The organism is Blastomonas sp. SL216 (assembly GCA_026625625.1).
Taxonomy (GTDB): domain Bacteria; phylum Pseudomonadota; class Alphaproteobacteria; order Sphingomonadales; family Sphingomonadaceae; genus Blastomonas.
The window spans coordinates 1,947,423-1,968,281 of record CP113055.1 but is presented as its reverse complement, the minus strand read 5'-3'; the positions used below and the strand labels follow the sequence as shown (position 1 = coordinate 1,968,281).

Annotated in this window: 20 protein-coding genes and 1 pseudogene; 6 read left to right on the top strand and 15 right to left on the bottom strand. The window is 64.4% G+C overall.

The window, feature by feature from the left end; all coding sequences use genetic code 11:
- The first annotated feature begins 55 nt into the window (after positions 1 to 55).
- Positions 56 to 355, top strand: coding sequence for a hypothetical protein (locus OU999_09215; protein WAC21952.1), 300 nt, complete (start codon positions 56 to 58; stop codon positions 353 to 355).
- Here the strand turns inward: OU999_09215 and OU999_09210 are convergent.
- From OU999_09210 to OU999_09165, 10 genes are read right to left on the bottom strand one after another with little or no spacing between them, the layout of a single operon-like run.
- The gene (locus tag OU999_09210) at positions 319 to 597 is read right to left on the bottom strand and encodes a hypothetical protein (protein WAC21951.1); all 279 of its coding nucleotides are present in this window, start codon (positions 595 to 597) and stop codon (positions 319 to 321) included. The two genes, OU999_09215 and OU999_09210, sit on opposite strands and share 37 nt — an antisense overlap.
- Positions 587 to 1,636 carry a response regulator gene (locus tag OU999_09205; GenBank protein WAC21950.1) on the bottom strand — a complete coding sequence of 350 codons (1,050 nt, stop codon included), beginning with the start codon at positions 1,634 to 1,636 and terminating at the stop codon, positions 587 to 589. Before OU999_09205 ends, OU999_09210 begins: the two co-directional genes overlap by 11 nt.
- A gap of 39 nt (positions 1,637 to 1,675) precedes the next feature.
- Positions 1,676 to 2,113 (bottom strand): chemotaxis protein CheW, encoded by a 438-nt coding sequence (locus tag OU999_09200; protein ID WAC21949.1) that lies wholly within the window; start codon positions 2,111 to 2,113, stop codon positions 1,676 to 1,678.
- Positions 2,114 to 2,143: 30 nt separating this feature from the next.
- The gene (locus OU999_09195; GenBank protein ID WAC21948.1) at positions 2,144 to 2,524 is read right to left on the bottom strand and encodes a response regulator; all 381 of its coding nucleotides are present in this window, start codon (positions 2,522 to 2,524) and stop codon (positions 2,144 to 2,146) included.
- Between the two features lie 16 nt (positions 2,525 to 2,540).
- Complete coding sequence (locus OU999_09190) at positions 2,541 to 3,083, bottom strand: chemotaxis protein CheD (GenBank protein WAC25395.1); 543 nt, start codon at positions 3,081 to 3,083, stop codon at positions 2,541 to 2,543.
- Positions 3,083 to 4,120 carry a chemotaxis response regulator protein-glutamate methylesterase gene (locus tag OU999_09185; GenBank protein WAC21947.1) on the bottom strand — a complete coding sequence of 346 codons (1,038 nt, stop codon included), beginning with the start codon at positions 4,118 to 4,120 and terminating at the stop codon, positions 3,083 to 3,085. The genes OU999_09190 and OU999_09185 overlap by 1 nt, the downstream gene beginning before the upstream one ends.
- Positions 4,117 to 4,986, bottom strand: a complete 870-nt coding sequence (locus OU999_09180; protein WAC21946.1) for a protein-glutamate O-methyltransferase CheR — start codon at positions 4,984 to 4,986, stop codon at positions 4,117 to 4,119. The genes OU999_09185 and OU999_09180 overlap by 4 nt, the downstream gene beginning before the upstream one ends.
- Positions 4,983 to 7,307 carry a chemotaxis protein CheA gene (locus OU999_09175; GenBank protein ID WAC21945.1) on the bottom strand — a complete coding sequence of 775 codons (2,325 nt, stop codon included), beginning with the start codon at positions 7,305 to 7,307 and terminating at the stop codon, positions 4,983 to 4,985. Before OU999_09175 ends, OU999_09180 begins: the two co-directional genes overlap by 4 nt.
- Entirely contained in the window at positions 7,304 to 7,582 is a 279-nt protein-coding gene (locus OU999_09170) for an STAS domain-containing protein (protein ID WAC21944.1), read from the bottom strand. The genes OU999_09175 and OU999_09170 overlap by 4 nt, the downstream gene beginning before the upstream one ends.
- A 20-nt stretch (positions 7,583 to 7,602) precedes the next feature.
- Complete coding sequence (locus OU999_09165) at positions 7,603 to 8,931, bottom strand: methyl-accepting chemotaxis protein (GenBank protein WAC21943.1); 1,329 nt, start codon at positions 8,929 to 8,931, stop codon at positions 7,603 to 7,605.
- 727 nt (positions 8,932 to 9,658) lie between these two features.
- Between OU999_09165 and OU999_09160 the strand changes: the two genes are divergently transcribed.
- The 5 genes and pseudogenes from OU999_09160 to OU999_09140 all read left to right on the top strand — a co-directional run bounded on the left by OU999_09160 (position 9,659) and on the right by OU999_09140 (position 14,251).
- Positions 9,659 to 10,372, top strand: a complete 714-nt coding sequence (locus tag OU999_09160; protein WAC21942.1) for a helix-turn-helix domain-containing protein — start codon at positions 9,659 to 9,661, stop codon at positions 10,370 to 10,372.
- A gap of 68 nt (positions 10,373 to 10,440) precedes the next feature.
- Complete coding sequence (locus tag OU999_09155; protein WAC21941.1) at positions 10,441 to 10,893, top strand: hypothetical protein; 453 nt, start codon at positions 10,441 to 10,443, stop codon at positions 10,891 to 10,893.
- A gap of 106 nt (positions 10,894 to 10,999) precedes the next feature.
- Positions 11,000 to 11,485 (top strand): (2Fe-2S)-binding protein, encoded by a 486-nt coding sequence (locus tag OU999_09150; protein ID WAC25394.1) that lies wholly within the window; start codon positions 11,000 to 11,002, stop codon positions 11,483 to 11,485.
- Positions 11,482 to 13,749, top strand: a complete 2,268-nt coding sequence (locus OU999_09145; protein ID WAC21940.1) for a molybdopterin-dependent oxidoreductase — start codon at positions 11,482 to 11,484, stop codon at positions 13,747 to 13,749. The genes OU999_09150 and OU999_09145 overlap by 4 nt, the downstream gene beginning before the upstream one ends.
- A gap of 16 nt (positions 13,750 to 13,765) precedes the next feature.
- Positions 13,766 to 14,251: pseudogene (locus OU999_09140) on the top strand (nucleotidyltransferase family protein).
- 26 nt (positions 14,252 to 14,277) lie between these two features.
- Here the strand turns inward: OU999_09140 and OU999_09135 are convergent.
- The 5 genes from OU999_09135 to OU999_09115 form a co-directional block, all read right to left on the bottom strand.
- Positions 14,278 to 15,282 carry an XdhC family protein gene (locus OU999_09135; protein WAC21939.1) on the bottom strand — a complete coding sequence of 335 codons (1,005 nt, stop codon included), beginning with the start codon at positions 15,280 to 15,282 and terminating at the stop codon, positions 14,278 to 14,280.
- Between the two features lie 94 nt (positions 15,283 to 15,376).
- Positions 15,377 to 15,982 (bottom strand): hypothetical protein, encoded by a 606-nt coding sequence (locus tag OU999_09130; GenBank protein WAC25393.1) that lies wholly within the window; start codon positions 15,980 to 15,982, stop codon positions 15,377 to 15,379.
- 71 nt (positions 15,983 to 16,053) lie between these two features.
- Positions 16,054 to 17,043, bottom strand: a complete 990-nt coding sequence (locus tag OU999_09125) for a sterol desaturase family protein (protein WAC21938.1) — start codon at positions 17,041 to 17,043, stop codon at positions 16,054 to 16,056.
- A 153-nt stretch (positions 17,044 to 17,196) separates the two neighbouring features.
- Positions 17,197 to 18,132 (bottom strand): MBL fold metallo-hydrolase, encoded by a 936-nt coding sequence (locus OU999_09120; protein ID WAC21937.1) that lies wholly within the window; start codon positions 18,130 to 18,132, stop codon positions 17,197 to 17,199.
- A gap of 77 nt (positions 18,133 to 18,209) precedes the next feature.
- Positions 18,210 to 20,630, bottom strand: a complete 2,421-nt coding sequence (locus tag OU999_09115; GenBank protein ID WAC21936.1) for a TonB-dependent receptor — start codon at positions 20,628 to 20,630, stop codon at positions 18,210 to 18,212.
- Between the last annotated feature and the right edge of the window lie 229 nt (positions 20,631 to 20,859).

The window sequence follows — 20,859 nt, the reverse complement described above, 5'->3', positions numbered from 1 at the left end:
AACAGGCGGCGGTTCGGATGACCGGGACCGGGACGCGTTATCCTGTGTCCCGGTCATGGCGCTGGTCGCGATGGCTGCGCTGATGGCCGGCGCGATCAGCTGGCTTGCGATGGGGACGATGCTGTCGGTGATGGCGGCCGAAACGTTCATCGTGATGGCGGTGGGCCTGCTCGCGGTGCCCAGGCTGCAGGATATCGAATCCCTTGCCACGATGTTTATGGGCTTTGTCTCGCTGACCGAGAACGTGATGGTGGTCGCCATGGCCGTCTGGATGGCAACGGGATCGGCAATGTCGCTCCGGACGCTAATCCGCTGGCTTCAGGCGTCTGGCGTCCGGCCGGTGCTGGCGGGGTGATAGGCGCTGGCGATCCATTCGAGCCGGCAATTGGCCAGCGATTGCGACAGATCCTCGGATTCCAGGATTTCCGCGATCGCGACCTGACGCTGGGCCAGCAGGTCGATATCCTGCAGCAGCGTCAGGTTGCGGCTGGCCGTCTGCTCATCGGCGCACAGGGCAGAGCCGACCTGTTCGGTCAGATGCCCCGTGGATCGCAGCAGATCGGCAATGACGCGCAGAGCCGTGCGGTCATGCAGCATTCTGCGTCGCCTCGTCGGCCGGGCACAGGCGTGCTCCGAATTCGGCCGGCGGTACAAAGTTCATGATGCCCTTGGCAATGGCGGCACCGATCATTTCGGGGATCAGCGCGGTGTCGGGCGATTGCAGCAGGCAGGTGCCTTCCGCAGCGCGCAGCGCACCCATGCCGGCAGCGCCATCTTCACCGCCGCCCGAAAGCAGCAGGCCGACGCCCTTGTTGCCAACCGTCTTGGCCAGCGACGCGAGCAGCAGGTCGGCGGACGGACGCGCACCGTTCACGGGATCGCGCTCGACCAGGCGGATGCGGCCATTGGGCCAGCTGTCGATGACCACGTGATAGCGCGGATCGACGGCGACATGGATGATGCCGGGCTCGAGCAGCGCGCCATCTTCCGCGATCTTGATCTGCGCGCGGCAATCCTTGTTGAGGTTGGCCGTCAGCGAAGCGGACAGCGCCTCGTCGATCGCCAGCGACACGATGGTCGGCGGGCAGTTGGTCGGCAGGCTGGTCACCGCGATGGTGGCGGGATCGATCGAGCCCATGCCGCCTGCGATCGCAATGACCTGGCCGTTCCAGCGATAGTTGAACGAGGCGCTGAGATCGACCGCATCCTTGGCCTTGCTGCGCGCTTCCAGATTGGTGCGCGCGGCGGTCAGCACGGTCTTGCACAGCTTGCCCGAGATCTTGGCGAACTCTTCCGCGGTCGCCTTTTGCGGCTTGGGGAAGCAGTCGACCGCGCCCAGTTCGATGGCGCGCAGCGAGATGTCGGCGCCCTTCTGGGTCAGGGTGGAGAGCATGACCACCGGAATGGGGCGCTCGGCCATCAGCTCGGCAAGGAAGTCGATGCCGTTCATGCCGGGCATTTCGACGTCGAGCGTCAGCACATTGGGGCGAAGCTCGGCGATCAGCTCGCGCGCTTCGATGACGTCGCGAGCGGCGCCAAGCACCTCGATATTCTTGTCCTTTTCCAGCGCGCTGGTGAACAGCGCACGCATGGTGATGGAGTCATCGACGATAAGAACGCGGGCGGCGGCAGTCATGGGAAACGACCCTTCAATAACAGGAATTAAGGATGCCTATTAGGCAGCATCGGCGAATTCGATTTCGTGTGTGAGCGCGACAAGATCGAGCACCATCACCATCCGGTCGTCCAGCGATGCCAGACCTTCCAGGAAGGGCAGCACCGAATCTCCGGTGGTCGGCGGCGGTTGCAGCGCGGCCTGATCGAAGGTGACGATGTCGCGCACGGCGTCGACGATCATGCCCTTGAGCTGGCCTGCGACCTCGGTCACGATGATGACATGGCGTTCGCCAGGCTTGGACTTGTTCCAGCCCAGGCGCGCTGCCAGATCGATCACCGGCAGCACGATGCCGCGCAGGTTGACGACGCCGGCAACGTAATCGGGCACGCGCGGCAGGCGGGTGGTGGGCGACCATGCGCGGATTTCGCGGATGCCCATGATGTCGATCCCGAAGGTCTGGCCCTCGACTTCAAATGTGATCAGCTGACGGTTCATGTTTCTTCCCCCTACAACAGGCGAGCAGGATCAGTGCGTGACGCGGCGGACGGCAGCGGCGAGCTTTACAGCGTCGAACGGCTTGACGATCCATCCTGTCGCGCCGGCCCGGCGCGCTTGTGCTTTCTTCTCCTCGGACGCTTCGGTCGTCAGCACCAAGATCGGGCGATTCTCGTGGATCGCGCCTTTCCGCAGGTGCTCGATCAGGCCAAAGCCGTCCATGCGCGGCATGTTGATGTCTGTAATAACGACATCGCACTCGTTCTCCTTAAGCCAATCCAGCGCGGAAACGCCGTCATCGGCCTGGTCGACATGGAAACCTTCCGCCGTCAGCGCATGCTTGAGCAGCGCGCGCATGCTGGGACTGTCGTCCACAGTCAGGATGCGGGTCTTATCTTGAGCACAGGTCATCTTCGGGGTCCTTTTCTCAGAACAGCTCAATATCGCCGTGGTCTTCACGAAGCTTGGGTGTGGGCAGGTCTTTGGGAGCCTGGGAGTTGTCGACGATGCGGCAACGCGCCTGGCCGTGATACGGGCGGAAATCGACGCGGCGGGCGGACGGCCCACCCACCGACTGACTGACCAACGGGATCCCCTCCGCCTTGAGGAACGACGTTGCAAATTCACCGTTGGCGGTGCCGATCCAGCTCATCCCGCTGGACATGGTCGCGCCGCCATAGAGATGCGCGCGCAGCATGCGGCGATCGGCGCCATAAGCCAGCATCTCGTTGATCAGCACTTCCATCAGGTACACGCCATAATGTTCGTCCAGCCCGTCATCATTGCCGGGGCTGGCAAGCAGGAAATGGTTCATCCCGCCGATATTGTTCGACGCATCGTACAGGCAGCAGGCGATGCAGCTGCCCAGCACGGTGGTCAGTTCCAGGCGCGGATCGCCGCTGACACGGGCCTGGCCCTGCATCACCATCAGGCGGACGCGCTTGTGCTTGGAAAAGTCGATGGTTTCCATCAGCATGACACGACACCTCCGAAGGCGACCTGCGCGATGCGGTGGATCGGGGCGACGACGCTCGCTGCCCCCAGCGCAATGGCGGCACCGGGCATGCCGAACACGACCGAGGTCGCCTCGTCCTGCGCGATCGTCATCGCACCGCTTTCGGCCATGGCGAGCAGGCCGTGCGCGCCATCATTGCCCATGCCGGTGAGCTGGATGCCGATGGCGTCTGCACCCAGATTTTCCGCGACCGAATGGAACAGCACATCGACGCTGGGGCGATGGCCGCTGACCTTGGGGCCGGGACGTGCACGGACATACATGCCCATCGACCCGCTGCCGCGCACCTCCAGATGCCGTTCGGTGCCCGGTGCGATATAGACATGTCCGGCGCGCACCGGCAGGTCCGGTTCGGCGATCATCACCTTGGGTGCGCAGACCGAATCGAGGCGACGGGCGACGGCTTCGGCAAAGGCGCCGTTGATATGCTGGACCACCATGGTCGGCGGGCAATCGGCCGGGAACTGGCTGAGCAGCACGTGCAGCGCTTCCACGCCGCCGGTCGAGGCACCGATCGCGATCAGCCGGGTCTGGGCCGATCCCATCGACTGGCGCGGCGCTGCGGTGGGGCGGACGCGGTCATGCGCCTGCACCTTGGCTTGCGCCGCATTGCGGATCATTTCGGCGAGGCGGCCCTGGTCGGATACCAGAATATTGCCTGCCGCGCCGGTCGGCTTGGCATAGCATTCCACCGCCCCGATTTCGAGCGCGCGCGCGGTCATCGCGGAGCCGCTTTCAGCAAGGCCCGAGACGATGACGACCGGCGTCGGGCGCAGCGTCATCAGCTTTTCGAGGAATTCCAGTCCGCTCATTCCCGGCATTTCGATGTCGAGCGTGACGACATCGGGGTTCAGCGCCTTGATCATGCTGCGCGCCTCGCGCGCATCGACCGCCGTACCCACGACCTGGATGTCCGCTGACGGGCGCAGGGCCTCGACCAGCAGGGCACGCATGGTGGGAGAATCATCGACGATCAGGACACGAATGGTCATGCGCCCTCCTTAAGGTAAATAGTCTTACCGATTTGCGTAAGCCGGGCCGCAGCGGGACCGATCACGCGCTCGCTGTGACCGATGTACAGATGACCGCCCGGCAGAAGCTGGTCGGCAAAGCGGGCGACCAGACGTTCCTTGGTCGGCTGGTCGAAATAGATCATGACGTTGCGGCAGAAGATCACGTCGAAGCGCCGCTTCATCGGCCAGTCGTGCAGCAGGTTGAGCCGGTTGAAGCTCACCAGATTGCGCACCTGGGGGTTGATCGTCGTGGTCGCGCCGCTGGCCTGGGTCCACAACCGGCGCAATTCTGCGGGCATGGCCGAGATATTCTCGGTCGAATAGCTCGCCGCGCGCGCGGTGTTCAGCACGTTGTCGTCCAGATCGGTCGCCAGGATGCGCAGGTCGGTGCCCGCCAGCGTCGCGGCCATGCGCGGGTCTTCACCCAGCAGCGTGGTGACGATCGACCAGGTTTCCTCGCCGCTGGAACAGCCCGCCGACCAGATCCGCACCGGCTGGCCCTTGCGTGCCTTGGCGATCAGATCGGGTGCCACCACGTCGCCCAGATGGTCGAAATGATGGTCTTCGCGGAAGAAATAGGTGTGGTTGGTGGTCAGCGCACAGATGACGCGGCGCAGCTCCTCCTCATTGCCCTTCAGCGACGAAAGGTAATCGGCAAAGGTGGTGAAGCGCGATTCGCGCACCAGCGGGGCCAGGCGCGAATAGACCAGCATCGACTTGGCCGGCACCAGCACGATACCCGCGGTATCATGCGCGAGCCGCTGCACCGTGGCGAAATCCTCCGGCGAGTAGACGGCCCGGCTGATACCCGGCAGCGTTTCAAAAGCGAGCGCCTGCGCGGTCACGCAACCTCCCGATAGCTCTGCGAACCGGCTTCGGCGACGACCAGGCCATCGACGTCAACGATCAGCGCGACGCGGCCGTCGCCCAGGATGGTTGCCCCGGCCACGCATTCGACCGAGCGATAATTGGCGTTCAGGCTCTTGATGACGATCTGGCGCTGATCGACGATCGAATCGACCAGCAGTGCGGCCTGCCCGGCCAGTTCGGTATCGACGATGATCAGCACGGCCTCGGTCGGATCGTTGATCTCGCCATCCAGATCGAGCGCACGGGCGATATTGACCACCGGAATGAACCGGTCGCGCGCCTTGAGCATCAGGCGGCCATTGCCCAGACGGTGGATCTCGCCTTCGCCGGGACGCAGGTTCTCGACGATGTGCGACAGCGGCAGGACCAGGGTCTGCGAACCGACGGTGACGGTCATGCCATCGGCGATGGCGAGCGTCAGCGGCAGGGTCAGGATGAAGCTGGTGCCGGCGCCCGGTTCGGTCTTGACGGTGATGCGGCCACCCAGATCCTTCACGTTCTGGCGCACCACATCCATGCCGACGCCGCGTCCCGAAATGCTGGACACGGTCTCGGCGGTGGAGAATCCGGGGGCGAAGATCAGGTTGTTGATCTCGTCCGGGGACAGGTTGGCATCGGGGGCGACAAGGCCCTTTTCAACCGCCTTCTTGAGGACGCGTGCCTGATCGATACCGCGGCCATCGTCCTCGATGCGGATGAGGATGCGGCCCGAACGCTGTTCGGCGGACAGCTTCAGCGTGCCTTCGGGCACCTTGCCATTGGCCACGCGCGTCGCGGCGTCTTCGATGCCATGGTCGGCAGCGTTGCGGATGAGATGGGTGAGCGGATCGCCCAGACGCTCGATGATCGTCTTGTCGATTTCGGTGGTTTCACCCGACACTTCCAGGTTGATCGTCTTGCCGGTGCTCGCCTGCAGGTCGCGCAGCAGGCGCGGAACGCGGCTGAACACGGTGCTGATCGGCTGAGCGCGGATCGCCATCGCGCGTTCCTGCACATCACGGGTCAGCGATTCGAGCATCGCCAGTTCGCTGCTGTTGCGCAGACCGTGCATCGAAAGCTGCTGGCCGAGCATCGCCTGGGCGATCATCATTTCGCCGACGGTGTCGATCAGCTGGTCAAGCTTGCGCAGGTCGATACGCACCGACTGCGAAACCGGCGCGGCGGGTGCGGCCTGCGACGAGACGAGCGCGGGCTTGGCTGCAGCGCTGTCGGCCTTGTCCGCAGGTGCGGCGGCTTCGGCGGGCGCTGCTGCTTCGGCAACCGGGGCAGCGGCGACCGGCTCCGGCGCCGGTGCTGCAGCGACGGGAGCGGGTACCGGCGCAGGTGCAGCAACCGGCTCAGGCGCGGCGACCGGAGCAGGCGCTGCGACGGGAGCAGGGGCCGGGGTTTCCACTGCAACCGGCGCTTCAGGCGCAGGCTCAACCGCAGCAGGCGCGGGCTCGGCTTCGACCTTGGCAGGCTCGACCCCGCCCGAATCGATGGCAACATCCAGATCGTCGCCGGAAAAGCCGAACACGTCCTCGATCGCGTCGCGCTCGACCTCGCCGGGCAGCGTGACGTCCCAGGCGAGATAGGCACCAGCCGGGTCGAAGCTGTCCAGATCGGGCAGGGCGCTCGTATCCAGGCGCACGGTGCCTTCGCCCAGCGCACGCACTTCGCGCAGCAGCAGCAGCGGTTCGCCGCCGTTCAGCATCGCGCTGGCCTGCGGCTTCATGCTCACGCGCCAGGCGGGCTTGGCAGGGGCAATATCGGTGGCGATGTCGTTGAGCATCGCGTCGAGATCGAACGAGAGCAGATCGTCCACATCCGACGACGTTTCGGCGGCGACCGGTGCTTCGGGCACCACTTCGGCGACGGGCTCCGGCGCGGCTTCAACCGGGGCAGGCGCAGCGGCAGCCTCGGCGGGCGCGGCAGCGCCACCACCTTGCTGCGCAGCGGCAAGCTGGGCGATCATGGCGCTGTCATCGGGGGCTTCGCTGCCCTCCAGCGCGCGGGCGACATGGTCGCCGAGCAGGTCGAGCGCGCGCAGCAGCAGCGACAGCAGGTCCTCGGTCATCGGCAGGATGCCGTCGCGCACGTCCGAAAGCAGCGTCTCGAAACCGTGGGTATAGACCTGCAGCGCGGTATAACCGAACGCGCCCGCGCCACCCTTGATCGAGTGGACCGAGCGGAAGACGTCGTTCACCGCGTCCATATTGTCGGGCTGGCTGCGGCAGATGGTCAGCGCCCGTTCGGCGGAGGCCAGCGCTTCCTCGCACTCGGCGAAGAAGATGGTACGGATTTCCTCGTTGGTCATGACGGCATCCCATTTCCGCTCAGCATGTCCGGGTCGGCCCCGACATTGGTCAGCGTTGCGCGCATTTTCTCGGACAGGGTGACGGTCAGCGACTGGCCGTTACGGTTGGCGGTCTGGCGCGCGCTCAGCAGCAGCTGCAGCATGGCCTGGCCAAGTTGCGTGACGTCCGATCCGTCGATGGTCACCGGTCCTGCCCGCAGCTGATCGCGCAGTTCGCCGTGCATGGCGATCGCGCTGGCGCGATCGCAACGGCTGGGCAGTGTCATGTGATGCATCACCCTGTTCTCCTTCTAACTCAGAATTCCGACCAGTCTTCCTCTGATTCCTTTAACGCGAGGTTTCCGGAAACCATGGGAACACGTTTTGTCGGTGCGCGGCGCGGCGTTTTGGCGGCTGGAGCAGCGCGCGACGCCTGGCCGGTCTGGAAGCGCTGGACGACCTGCGACAGGTCGGTGGCCTCTTCTGCCAGGCTGCGTGCAGCTGCGTTCGATTCCTCGACCATCGCGGCATTCTGCTGCGTCATCTTGTCCATCTCGTTGACCGCCAGGTTGACCTGCTGCAGGCGCAGCGCCTGGTTCTGGGCGGACGACGAGATTTCGGAAATGCGGGTATTGATCGCGGCTACGCGGTCACTGATCTGCAGCAGCACCGAACCGGTCTCGTCAACCAAGGCCACACCATCCGACACGCCTGCGGTCGAGGCGGTGATCAGTTCCTTGATATCCTTGGCGGCATCGGCCGACCGCTGGGCCAGCGCCCGCACCTCGTTGGCGACCACAGCAAAACCCTTGCCAGCATCACCGGCGCGCGCGGCCTCGACCCCGGCATTCAGCGCCAGCAGGTTGGTCTGGAAGGCAATGCCATCGATGACGTCGATGATATTGGTGATTTCACCCGAAGATTTCTGGATGACGTCCATCGCGTTCACCGCGCGGCGCACGACCTGGCCGCCATCGGTGGCGGCATGATGCGCTTCGCTGACCTGCTTGCCGACTTCAGAGGCGTTCTGTGCAGTCTGCTGCACCATGCCGGTGACTTCGCGCATGGCGGCGGCGCTTTCTTCCAGGCTCGCGGCCTGCTGCTCGGTGCGCTGGGCGAGATCATCGGACGCCGAACGGATTTCCGATGCGCCGGTCAGCACATTGGCCGCCGCGCTGGATGTCTGGGTGAGCAGCTGGCACAGCTGCCCCATCGTTTCGTTGAAATTCTGCCGCAGCGAGTCATATTCCGCATCAAAGGGCTGGTCGATCGAGAAGGTCAGGTTGCCATTCTTCATCTGCTGCAGGCCTGAGGTGATTTCGGACACCACGGTGCGCAGCACGGCATCGGCGCGCACGCGTTCGGCCGCGTTGTCCTTGAACACCAGCATCGCCTTGTTCATGCGGCCGACGCAGTCATTGTGATGGGTATAGGCCATCGGGCTGGCAAGATCGCCAGCGGCCAGGCCTTCCATGCGGACGACCGTGCTCACATAAGGATCGCAAACAGCCTTTTTCGCGTACAACACAAATGCCCCCACCGACGCCATTACGGCCAGTTCCGCCAGGAATTCCCCCAAACTCCCGGGCTTTCCACCGACCAGATCGATCGCACTGAGCACCACGGGGATAGCCGTGATGGCCATCAACACCCCGAGGATTATGTCGAATTTCTTGCGAATTGGATAATGAGCGTAGAAATCTTTAAGCATAAAAGCCCCCTCAAGCCCCGAGCTGTCCAGCCCGGCTGACAGGGGTTATGCGTGCAATGGATAAGCAAGGGTTAATGGCAGTTACCGCGCCGGTTACTATGCCGATCCACCACGTTTATTAACCTGATCCCCTTCCGCCTGGGATTGGTCTTGCATCGCTGCGCCTGATGAGCCGCCTTGATTGCGCCTTGTGCGGCCGCCGGTCCGGTCCATCACCGCACCCAAATCTTTGAATTCGTTTGCATCCCCCAAATATGGGGGAGTGCCGGAATTTCCCGATGATCTCGGCATGATCCTGCAAGCCATGGGCCGGTCGATGCCTTGGAGCGGCAAAAAATCACCCCAATTCGAGGATGGTCGGATGGTGTAAATTTTTTTGGACAGTTGGACAGGGAGTGCGAAACCGGCTCTGGCGTCGGCCTGTATTGGCGATTCGGATGCCGACGTGGCACGCGCACTGCTTCCCAGCCCCGCCGCACCAGCTAGGGTGTGGATGCATCACGTCCGCACGCGCCCCGAATCCTGGCGCTTGACGCCGATGCACCGGATGGCAAGCTGCAAGGCGAGGGGGTATCGCCCGATGGTCTCGTATCTAGAGCGAAAACCGGCTGCAGCGCTCGCATGGGCGGTAAAGACCTTTTGGCACCTTGAGGGGCATCTGATGGGCGAGGCGGCGGCCATCCCCAAGCCCTATGTCGAACTCGTGATCAGCCTGGGCGATGGCCATGTCTGGAGCGCGGGCGGGCAGGGCACCGTGTTCAGGCACGGCTGGATCACGCCCATCCAGACCGGGCCCAGATTTTCGCGTTCGCTGGGTGAAACCTGCTTTGTCGCGGCGCGGTTGCATCCGGAAGCGGCCACCTGGCTGCTGGGGCCGCTGCCGGTGGGCGACGGACAGCCGCCCATCCTGGCCGAAGCCGTGTTCGGCGCTGCATTCCACAGCCTGCGCGACCGGCTGGGCGAGGCGCAGGACGCCGCCATGCGGATCGGCCTGCTCGAAGCCTGGCTGGCCGACCGTCTGCCGCACCCGGTGGTGTGCGCCGGTCAGGTCCTGCCGAACGAGCCGTGGCGCGCCGGTCAGCTCGGCGCGGCGCTGGGGTTGAGCGATCGGGACACGCGCCGCCATTTTGCCGAGGCGATCGGCTGTTCGCCCAAATACTGGCTGCGGCTGCACCGGCTGTCTGCCGTACTGCAGGCGCCGGGCTTTCAGCGGGCCAGCCAGACCCTGGCGGAAACCGCAGCCGCGTTCGGCTTTGCCGATCAGGCGCATATGGCGCGCGAATTCCGCCTGCTCGCCGGCATGCCGCCCAGCAGCTATCAGCGGCGGCGCGAGGCTGAAGGGCTGACCAGCGCACCGACCATGGCCCCGCGATAGGATTTGCCGATTTTTCCAAGCCGCCCAGCGCAGAGCCTGGCAAGAGTTCCGCTCAAGGAGATCGCCTTATGAACATCATATCTGCCCGCCTGCATATCCCGGCCCTGGTCGTCCTGGCTGCCATCTCCCTGCCGGGTAGCGGGGCCGCACAGGGGGCTCGCAAGTCCATGCCTGCACCCATTGTCTATTTCGATATCGCCGGTCCTGCCGATGCAGGTCAGGCAGCGTTCTACGAGAAGATATTCGGCTGGACGGCTGGCCCCGGTGGCGTTGTTGCGGTTCCGGTCAGCGGTCCGGTGCTTCCCGGGACATTGCGCACCGACCCTGCGCAGAAGGTGATCTATGTCGGCGTGCCCGACATCAACGCGACCTTGACCGAGATCGTCGCGCAGGGCGGCAAGGTCGTCGCGCCGCGTTTCGAAGTGCCGGGCGTGGTGGTGCTGGCGTTGTTTATCGACCCTGCCGGAAATGACATGGGGCTGGTTGAGCTGACTGCGGACGGCAAAACCAGAATTCCCTGACATAATCGCTGCAAACAGCCCTGTTTCCCGCGCGTTTCGCTTGGCGTTGGCAGCACCTTGCTGCTATGCAACATGGGTGAAATAATCGGGGGAGCACGCGGTGGCGATCGACTTCAAGGTGAATGGCAAACCGGTCAGCGTCGAGGCAGAGGCTGACACGCCGCTGCTCTGGGTGCTGCGCGAGGAACTGGAGCTGACCGGCACCAAATTTGGCTGCGGCATCGCAGCCTGCGGGGCGTGCTCGGTGCATGTCGATGGCGAGATCACCCGCTCGTGCAGCGTCCCGCTGGCCGACATGGCTGGCAAGTCGGTCACCACGATCGAAGGGCTCAAGGGCGCGGATGGCACGCTGCATGCGGTGCAGCAGGCGTGGATTGAGGCGCAGGTGCCGCAATGCGGCTATTGCCAGTCGGGCCAGATCATGGCGGCGGTGGCCTTGATCGAGCGCACCGGCAGCCCCAGCGACGAGCAGGTCGACGAGGCTATGACCAATATCTGCCGCTGCGGCACCTATCCGCGCATCCGCAAGGCGATCTTGGCTGCGACCGGTAAGGCCGCCGCCGCGACTGCTCCGGTTCAGGGAGAGGCATGATGGCAGACAATCCCAATCCCGACATGGACACCATGGTTCCTCCCGCTCCGGCCAAGAAGAAGCGCGGCATCGTGCGCCGTGCGTTTCTGGTGGGCAGCGCGCTGCTGGTCGGCGGCGGCGTGTTCGGCGTCTACTGGTCGGATCGATCGGCCAATGCGCGCGCCAAGGCGCTGACCGAAACCGGCAACGACCATAATTTCCTCAGCTGGATGAAGATCGCCGAGGACGACACCGTCACGGTCTACTCCCCGCATATCGATTTCGGCCAGGGCACACACACCGCGATGGGGCAGATGCTGGCGGACGAGCTCGATGCGGACTGGTCCAAGGTCAAGGTCGAGCAGGCTCCGGCGGACCTTGCCTTTGCCAATGCCGCACTGGGCAGGGGTTTCCTGCTGAGTGACTCGTCCATGCCGGGCGTGATCAACGCGCTGCCCAATGCGGTCATGGCCATGCTGGCACGCTCGATGCCGCTGCAGATCACCGGCGGTTCGTCTGCCGTGCGCTTCACCGGACAGGTGGGCATGCGCGTGGTGGGGGCCTCGGTGCGCCTGGCGCTGATCGAGGAAGCCGCCGACCGGCTGGGCGTTCCGGCGAGTGAACTGACCACGGCGGACAGCAAGGTCATCCACGCCAAATCGGGCAAATCGCTGCGCTATGGCGAACTGGCGGCAGGTGCGGCGGAGCGCTCGCTCACCGGATCGCCCGAGCTCAAGACGCGCAAGGATTTCAAGCTGATCGGCAAGCCGGTGCCGCGCATCGACATCCCCGCCAAGGTGGATGGCAGCGCCAAATACGGCATCGACCTGATCCTGCCCGACATGCGCGTCGCCACGATTGCGGCAGCGCCCGTGCGCGGCGGCAAGCTGATTTCGGTCGACGAAAAGCCGGCGCTGGCAGTGCCAGGCGTCGAAAAGGTGGTGAAGCTCGACGATGCGGTCGTCGTCGTCGCCAAGCGCTATTGGCAGGCGCTCAAGGGCCTGCAGGCGCTGAGCCCCAAATTCTCCGACGGCGGCCATGGAAGCCTGACGAGCGAGACCATTCATGCCGCGCAGGTGAAATTGCGCGAGACCGGCGAGCCCGAGGGCGAAGCCGGCGACGGCGATGTCGCAGCCGCCTTCGGTGCGCCGGGCGCCAAGGTTGTGACCGCGGATTACCGCGTGCCCTTCCTCCACCATGCGATGATGGAGCCGTTCGCGCTGACCGGTCATTATCGCGATGGCAAGCTGACGCTATGGGGCGGCCTGCAGGATCCGCTGACCACCCGTGACCGTGCCGCCAAGGCGGCGGAGCTCGGCATCGACGATGTCGTGTTCAACCCGATGATCATGGGCGGCGGCTTCGGGCGGCGTTTCCCCAACGTGACCGAGATCATCGATCAGGTGGCGGTGCTCGCGAAGCAGGTGCCCTATCCGGTCAAGCTGGTCTGGAGCCGCGAGGAAGAGGTCCGCCACGGCACCTATCGCGCGCAATCGTCCAGCCAGTTCAAGGGCGCTCTGGGCAAGGACGGCAAGATCAGCGCGTGGCAGGCCGATTATGTGCAGAGCGACACCGCCGAGGGCGAAGTCACGTTCATCTATGACGTGCCTGCCGTGTCGCGCCGCCATTTCAAATATCAGTCCAACCAGAATGACGGGCCGTGGCGCTCGGTCAATTCGACCCAGTTCGGCTTTTACAACGAAAGCTTCATGGACGAACTGGCCAAGGCGGCGGGCGAAGACCCCTATCAGTTCCGCCGCAAGCACCTGGCCGAAGGATCCCGCCACCGCGCGGTGCTCGACATGGTGGCCAAGCGTTCGGGCTGGGGCAGCCCGCTGCCCGAGGGCGTCGGACGCGGTATCGCCATTGTCGAAAGCTTCGGCACGATCGTGGCCGAGGTGATCGAGGCGACGGTCAAGGAAGATGGCAGCCCCAAGGTGCTGAAAGCCTGGGCGGTGGTTGATTGCGGCACGACCGTGAACCCCTTGAATGCCGAAGCGCAGATTGCAGGCGGCCTGATCATGGGGCTGTCCTCGGCCATTGGCGAGGCGATCACCATCGACAAGGGCGCGGTGGTGCAGAGCAATTTCAGCGATTATCCGCTGATCAAGCTGGCCGATGCGCCGCCCGCCGTCGATGTCCATTTCATCGAAAGCGGTGCGAAGATTGGCGGCATCGGCGAACCGGGCGTTCCGCCGGCGACACCGGCGCTGGCCAATGCGCTGTTCGCTGCGACCGGAAAGCGCATCCGCACGCTGCCTATCCTGACCCAGGCCAAGGCCTGAGCACGCAGCGCACGCCATGCCGCTGACCGGATGGCGTGCGCTGGTGCTGGCGGCGGGGGCGGGGCGCCGCTTCGGCGGTGCCAAGCTGCTCGCACCGCTCGCCGGCGAACCGCTCATCCGGCGCACGCTCGAGGCTGTTGCGGCTGCCGGCTTTGACGATCTGGTTGTTGTGACCGGGGCACACTCGGCCGAGATTGCACGCGCGGTCGCCGGGCTGGACTGTCGGATGATCGAGGCGGCGGACTGGGATCAGGGCATGGCGGCGTCGATCCGCGCGGGCTGCTCGGCCTTTCCTGATACGGACGCAGGGTTGTTCCTGTTTCTGGGCGACATGCCGTTGGTGCCGGTCGATATGTGCGCGGAGCTGGCAGAGCGCGCGCTGGCATCGGGCTTTGCTGCGCGGCCCAGAGTGCAGGGCAGGCCCGGCCATCCGGTGGCCTTCACCCGTGCAGCGCTACCGATGCTGATGGCGCTGGAAGGCGATACAGGCGCGGGCGACCTGCTCAAGCGCAGGCGCGACGATATCGCCTATCTGGAAACCGACGATATCGGGGCGGTGCTGGACATCGACGATGCGGACGGGCTGGCGCTGGCCGAGCGGCTGTGGAATTCGCGCGCGACCTCTGCCACCACCGAAAGCGCGATATCGCGCGGGGCCTTGCCAAAGCCCTGAAGCCCGATCGGCGCATGCAGCCGCGCCATCTGTGCCTCGCTGACACCATGCGCGCGCAGCTGCCCGAAGCGCTGCTCCAGGCGGATGCGCGCGCCGATCGCGCCGACATAAAAGGCATCCGATTCAAGCGCCGCCGCGAGCGCTGCCTCGTCATCGTCGCGATCATGCGTCAGCACCGCGACCGCGGTCCAGCGATCCAGCCCGGTGGCCGCCAGCGCGGTCGCGGCGGCGCTGCGGTGATAGCCGATGCCATCGAAGGGCGGCTGCTCGGGGCCGTTGGGCGTGATGAGGATGACCTCGATCCCCATGTCCTGGCCCAGGGTTGCGCAGGCCAGCGCGGTTGCATCCTCGCCGATCAGGACCAGCTTCAGCACCGGCTCATAGCTGCGAACATAGTGTAGGCCGTCCCACTGGAAGGGCGTGGCGCATTCGGCCTTGCCTGCGTCGCGATGCTGGCCATCGCTCGACCAGATGACCGGGTGCCGCGCATCAAACCCGGCGAGCAGTGTGTCGATTGCAGGCTCGTCGATCGCAAGCGGTTCGACCAGCACCGAAATGCCGGTGCCGCAGGCGAGGCGGATGTCCATCCACGGGCTGCCCTCACCATAGCGCAATAGCCTGGGCGTGCCCTCGGCCATGGCTTCGCGCGCATGCCGGGCAACATCGGCCTCGATACAGCCGCCGGACAGATAACCCCAATGCTGCGTCTCGGTGATCAGCATCTGCGCGCCGATCTCGCGCGGGGCAGGGCCCGATGTTTCGACCAGCGTGGCGATGGCATGGCGCAGGCCACCGGCGCGTGCAGCCTTGATCAGCGGGCGGATGTCATCGGTCTGCGCGTCGAATTGCCACCTGCTCATGCCGTATAGGTTCCGGACGTCATGGCGTGAGGCTTAGACTGCGCCGGAGCGCTGGGCAATCATGTCGGGACCATGCAGCGGTCGGCGCGCCGGATCAGCCCCCGGCCAGGCTGCGCTGGAACCTGCGCCGGATCAACCGGTCCTCCAGAATGCGACCGATGATGTAGAGCAGCGCGAACAGCCCGGCAAAGACATAGGCGGACGTGGGCGAGAACTGGTTCTTGCCTTCCTTCTTGTCCTTGTCGTCCTTTTTGGGCTTTTCCGGCTCGGGCGCGCCGAGCGCCTGGTCGATCCAGTGCAGCGGGCGGACCTCGTCCTTCTTCTTCTCGTCCTTTTTCTTGTCCGCCTGCTCGGTCCCGGGGCCTGCCAGCAGGCCGACGCCGACGATCAATTGGCCGAAAGCGACGAACAGCAGGGGCGCGAGGAAGCAGAAAAGCAGCGACTTGCTGGTCATCCAGTACCGCAGCACCGCGCCACCACCATCACGCTCGATGCGCAGCACGCCGGTGTCGTAGATCGACATCTTGTCCTGCGCCACCGGGTCCTTCTTGGAGAAGGTCAGGCTGTCGTCGGACCGGTCGAACCGGGTGCCGGGCTCGTGGAAGAACGGGTCGAGCCGGGCGAAGGCCTGTTCGGCGCTCAGGCCCTCGGGCAGATTGATGTCGCCGCGTACGGTCCAGATCCAGTCGATCAGCCGCATCCACGAGCGGCCATCGCTGTCGGGCACCATGGCAGGCGCATCACCACCCGGCATGGTCGGTGCCTGGCCGCTCATTCTGCCGGCACCACATGGGTCGTTTCGGTCTTGCCGAACCGCTCCTTCATCGTCTTCCATCCCTCGGTGAACGGATAGGTCATCTGTTCGCGGATAGACATGCGGCGTCCGCCTTCCATGCCCAGCAATTCCGCCTCGCCATCCACACAGGTGCCGAAGATGCGGTCGATGAAGATGAAGTTGCTCGCATAGTTGCTGCGCGTGGCTTCAAAATCCTGCGAATGGTGCAGGCTGTGATGCTCGGTCGTGTTGAACAGGAAGCGCCACCAGGCAGGCGTGTTGAAGCGCACGTTGATATGCTGGTACACGCCGATCGACATGCCGATCGCGCCCGCCAGCAGCGCCGCGCGCGGCAGGAAATCGAACAGTCCGCCGATGCCCAGGCCGATCAGGAAAAGCTCGACCGGGTTGCCGACCGCGCCCTTGTTGATGTTCAGCTGGGTGATGTAATGGTGCACCGAATGGGTGAGCCACAGCGGGTACCAGTTGTGCATGCCGCGGTGCATCCAGTACTGGCCGAAATCGAAGATGAACAGGATCAGGAACGCCTGGGCCAGCAGCGGCAGGCCGGTGAACCATGCGAACTTGTCCCAATCGAAAGTGCTGAGCAGATTGGCGATCAGGACCTCGCTGCCCAGGAAATTGTCGACCAGATTGAGGATGGTATAGCCCAGCCCGACATAGAACAGGTCGGTGACGCATTCCTTCCAGGTCAGCTCCCAGCTCTTGTAGCGCGGGTTGACCCATTCCAGCGCCAGCAGGAAGGCGCGAAAGGCAATGCCGATACCGATAGCGGTCGATGCCTTGGCGATCGAGTTGGGCGCATAATACCAGAACAGGATCATCGAAAACAGGACAGCGGGCTGGAACCAGCTGAAGAACAGCCGCTTGAACGGGCCACCTTCCACCTTGGGAACATTTTCCCAACCGATGGTGACGGGCGATTGCCCGCCGATGATCCGCTTGCCGACGCGTACTCCGGTCATGTGTCTGTACTCGCGTTCTGTTTCCGCAGCGGTGCCCAGAGGCGGCGAAGCATGCGGAATGGTTGAGGTTCGCAGCGGTATGAGCGTTGTAAAAACTGGCCCATCACGCCAGACGGCAATCGGCAATAGTTCCCATAGACATGATCTATGCGGTCACTCGGCACGGGGCGGGACCGGGTAGATGATGAAGCGGTCGTGCACCTGCGGCTGGTCGGGTGTGTCGAGCCTTGCCTTCAGCCCCTGGCGCAATTCGGCGATCGCAGCGGCGGGCAGCTCGAGCGGGTGTTCGTCGGGATGGGCGAGCACTTCATGCGCGTAGTCGCGCCCCGGTGTTCGCGTCATCTCGATATGCGCGCCCAGTACGGCGCGGATCGGGTGGGTGCGCGCAAAGGCAGCGAGCCGGTCAATGCTGGCGCGGTTGTCGGCCAGGAAATTGACCGGGACATACAGCCGCCCGGGATAGAGCGTGTCGCCCGAGATCAGGATCCTGAGCCGGGGGTCATAGACCATCATCGCGGCGGCCTGATGACCGGGCGTGGCCAGGATGCTGAGCGGCCGCTGGCCCAGATCGAACTTTGCTATCGCGCCGGGCCAGGGCTTGATGCCGAAGAATTGCGCGACCTCTGCAGGCTTGAGGCCGACCAGCGTTGTATCGGGCCGATCGGCAAACGCCGCATCGCCCGCGATATGGTCGCCATGCGCATGGCTGTGCGCAACCACCAGCGGGATGGACTTTCGGTCATGCGCCTTCAGCCAGTCGGCAATCACCCGGTCGACCACCGGGCGGATGACGCCGCCTTCTGCGCCCGTGTCGATCAGCAGCGCCTTGTCGCGGCCGAAGAGCAGGTAGAGGAATGGTGCCTCGAAATTGGTTGCGATCGACTGGCGGATGACGAAGGTATCGGCGTCCAGCGCCTGGACCTGCGCCACCGGCTCTGCGCCGTTCGTGCCATCGATCCAGCGTTCGGGAAACAACCGGGGCAGCGGCGTGGCGGTCTTGGCCGTCACCGACGGAACCGCGGTGAGGCAAAGCGCAAACAGCAAGGCTGCCGATGCCGGCTTTTTGAAGCTTCCGCGATCCGCTGTCATCTCAAAGCCCCTCTGCGCCATGTGCCGCATGGGCGGGGACCGGCCTTGCCCAACCGGCCCACGCACCACGCCTGCGATCAGAACTTGAACCGCGCCTCCAGCCCCAGGGTGCGCGGATTGATGACGTTGTTGCGCAGATAGCGCAGCCGCACCCCATCGTTCAGCCCGACGCGCGAGCGGTCGTTCGACACCGATGCCACGGCATATTTGTCGAAGATGTTGTTGGCCCACAGACCGATGCTGTACTTGTCGGTTTCATAGAAGACGGAGGCGCGGTGCTGGGTGAAGCCGGGCAGCTTGTCGCCAAAGGCGCGCTCCCAGCCCAGCCGGGTCACGACATTGCCGCGATAGGTTGCGGTCCAGTCGGCAACGATATTCCCGTCCATGAACGGGGCGGTATAGGTTGCGCCCAGCGCAGCGGTATTCCGTGCAGACCCCGGCAGGCGATCGCCCGACAAGGCGTCCAGCTGGATCGGGCGGCTGGGATAGACACCCGCCGGGCTGTTGACCGCGATGATCCCCGGCACATCCTGGGTCAGCCGCGCATCGAGATAGGCATAGTTGCCCTGTATGCTGACACGGGGGAAGGGGCGCAGCTGGAACGAGGACTCGAAGCCTTCGGACTTGCCGGTGCCGCCATTGACGGTGATGCCGACCACGCCGTTGACCGTGGCGGACGCGACCTGGATGCCGTTCCACTTGATCTGGAAGACGTTGAAGTTGAACGTCAGCATATTGTCGAACAATTCGGTGCGGATACCGAGTTCAAGGTTTTTGGTCGTGTCCGGCCCGAATTGCTGTTCATTGGGCAGCGCGCAGACATTCTGCTGGTTGGGGTTGAGCGGCAGCACGCAGGGCGCCACCGTGTTCGGCCCGCCCAGGCGGTAACCCTTGGAATAGGTCGCATAGACCATGACATCGGGCGTGATGTTGTACGAGCTGTTGAACTTCCAGACCCAGCCGCTCTTCTTGGCGACGCCGCCGGCCGAGGGCAGATCATAGGGGCTCAGCGGATCGCCGAGCAGCGGCAGCACCGCACGGCCCGCAACTTCCGAGCGATAGCCGAAATAGCGCGCGCCAGCCGTCACCTGCCATTCGGGCGTGATGCGGAATGTGCCTTCGCCGAACACCGCACGTTCGGTCACCCGCGACCGGTTGAACGAGACATATTCGAGCTCGAGCGGATTGGGCAGCGTGCCGAAGGCAACGAACGGGTGGTTGGGCAGGCGCTCGCGATAATCGTTCTGCAGCGTGCGGCGGTTGTAGAACGCACCGAGCACCCAGTTGAACGGTCCACCATGGCGCGAGACTAAGCGCACTTCCTGGTTGAACTGCTTGCGGCGGTTGGTGCTCTCGTTGAAGCTGGAAAAGGCCGGGAAGGATTCATAGCCATAATCGAGATCGAGCAGCAGGTCGGTATTGTCGCCGGTGCGTTCGATCTTGACATCGGTATGCGCGGTGGTGGCGACCAGATCGAAGATATTGCCGATATTCGCGTTGATTTCTGCGCTGATCAGATGCGCGCGGCGGTCGACCGGTTCCAGGAAGCGTGAGGCGCTTTCATAGCGTCCGGTGCCGAACACGAAATCGCTGTTATACTGCCCGCCGTCGGTCTTGGTGCGCTGATAGGCATAGGTGATGTTGAGCTTGAAGTCCTCGCTGGCCTGATAGAGCAGCTGGTTGCGGGTGCTGATCGTCTTTTCGAAGTTGACGTCGTTCTCGCGCCGCAGGTTGGCGGCATAGCCGGCTGCGGTGATCGTGTTCGGCCCATTGGGCTGGGGCAGCGAGGTGCCCGGGTTCTGCAGCAGCAGCGTATAGTCGATAAAGCCGGGGTCGTAGAAATAGCCGGTCGAGCTGCGGAAGGCGAGATGGTCCTTGATGATCGGGATGTTGATCACGCCGTCGAGCTGATAGCCGAGCTTGGAGCTGCGCTCCTTGGCATAGAAGCGGCCATGCACTTCGCCCTCGAAGCTGTCGAGATTGGGCCGGTTGGGGATGTTGCGGATTGCCCCTGCCAGCGTGCCGAGGCCGTAGAGCGTGCCTTGCGGGCCGAGCAGCACCTCGACACGCGCGATGTCGAGCAGCTTGAAATCATAATAGAGCGGCACTTCGCCCAGATACAGGCCGAGCGCATCGTCGAACGAAGCGCCGGTCGCGCTGGTATCCGACGCATTGAGGCCGCGCATCACGATGGTGCCGGTCGATCCGGGGCCGGTGTCCGAAATGGTCAGGCCGGGGGTGAAATCGGCAATGTCGCGGACGTCGTCGATGCGCTGGCGGGCAAGCTGCTCGTCGCCGATCGCGCTGATGTTGATCGGAACATCCTGAATGGAGGTAGCGCGGCGGGTCGCGGTCACCACGATGACGTTGCTGCCGCCTTCCTGCTCGGTGTCTTGCGCGGCATCGCTCGCGGCATCCTGCGCGAAAGCGGGCGCAGTGCCGACGCCCATCAACATGGTGGCGCCCAGCAAGGTTGCGCGAAACAGTTCTCTCGTCATTTTTAGACCCCCAATTCTTGGTGAGCCTTTCTTCAAATGACACCCTTCTCCCCTGGTGTTCTGGCCATGCCGACACCTTGATAGCCGGTTTTCCGGCCTGTTCTCCCTGAACCACCGCGCAGGCTCCGCCTTGTCGGCACGCGTGCCAATGCACGTCGCGCGGCGGTTGTGCCTGCGTGGCTGAAAATCGAAATGCAGCGATGGTCGATCATGCCGCCTGCGCGGTGCG

Excerpts from the sequence above, each read along its gene's own strand:
- OU999_09215 (WAC21952.1), top strand. The coding sequence starts at position 56 with ATGGCGCTGGTCGCGATGGCTGCGCTGATGGCCGGCGCGATCAGCTGG.
- OU999_09210 (WAC21951.1), bottom strand. The coding sequence starts at position 597 with ATGCTGCATGACCGCACGGCTCTGCGCGTCATTGCCGATCTGCTGCGA.
- OU999_09205 (WAC21950.1), bottom strand. The coding sequence starts at position 1,636 with ATGACTGCCGCCGCCCGCGTTCTTATCGTCGATGACTCCATCACCATG.
- OU999_09200 (WAC21949.1), bottom strand. The coding sequence starts at position 2,113 with ATGAACCGTCAGCTGATCACATTTGAAGTCGAGGGCCAGACCTTCGGG.
- OU999_09195 (WAC21948.1), bottom strand. The coding sequence starts at position 2,524 with ATGACCTGTGCTCAAGATAAGACCCGCATCCTGACTGTGGACGACAGT.
- OU999_09190 (WAC25395.1), bottom strand. The coding sequence starts at position 3,083 with ATGGAAACCATCGACTTTTCCAAGCACAAGCGCGTCCGCCTGATGGTG.
- OU999_09185 (WAC21947.1), bottom strand. The coding sequence starts at position 4,120 with ATGACCATTCGTGTCCTGATCGTCGATGATTCTCCCACCATGCGTGCC.
- OU999_09175 (WAC21945.1), bottom strand. The coding sequence starts at position 7,307 with ATGACCAACGAGGAAATCCGTACCATCTTCTTCGCCGAGTGCGAGGAA.
- OU999_09170 (WAC21944.1), bottom strand. The coding sequence starts at position 7,582 with ATGCATCACATGACACTGCCCAGCCGTTGCGATCGCGCCAGCGCGATC.
- OU999_09165 (WAC21943.1), bottom strand. The coding sequence starts at position 8,931 with ATGGCCATCACGGCTATCCCCGTGGTGCTCAGTGCGATCGATCTGGTC.
- OU999_09160 (WAC21942.1), top strand. The coding sequence starts at position 9,659 with ATGGGCGAGGCGGCGGCCATCCCCAAGCCCTATGTCGAACTCGTGATC.
- OU999_09155 (WAC21941.1), top strand. The coding sequence starts at position 10,441 with ATGAACATCATATCTGCCCGCCTGCATATCCCGGCCCTGGTCGTCCTG.
- OU999_09145 (WAC21940.1), top strand. The coding sequence starts at position 11,482 with ATGATGGCAGACAATCCCAATCCCGACATGGACACCATGGTTCCTCCC.
- OU999_09135 (WAC21939.1), bottom strand. The coding sequence starts at position 15,282 with ATGAGCAGGTGGCAATTCGACGCGCAGACCGATGACATCCGCCCGCTG.
- OU999_09130 (WAC25393.1), bottom strand. The coding sequence starts at position 15,982 with ATGCGGCTGATCGACTGGATCTGGACCGTACGCGGCGACATCAATCTG.
- OU999_09125 (WAC21938.1), bottom strand. The coding sequence starts at position 17,043 with ATGACCGGAGTACGCGTCGGCAAGCGGATCATCGGCGGGCAATCGCCC.
- OU999_09120 (WAC21937.1), bottom strand. The coding sequence starts at position 18,132 with ATGACAGCGGATCGCGGAAGCTTCAAAAAGCCGGCATCGGCAGCCTTG.
- OU999_09115 (WAC21936.1), bottom strand. The coding sequence starts at position 20,630 with ATGACGAGAGAACTGTTTCGCGCAACCTTGCTGGGCGCCACCATGTTG.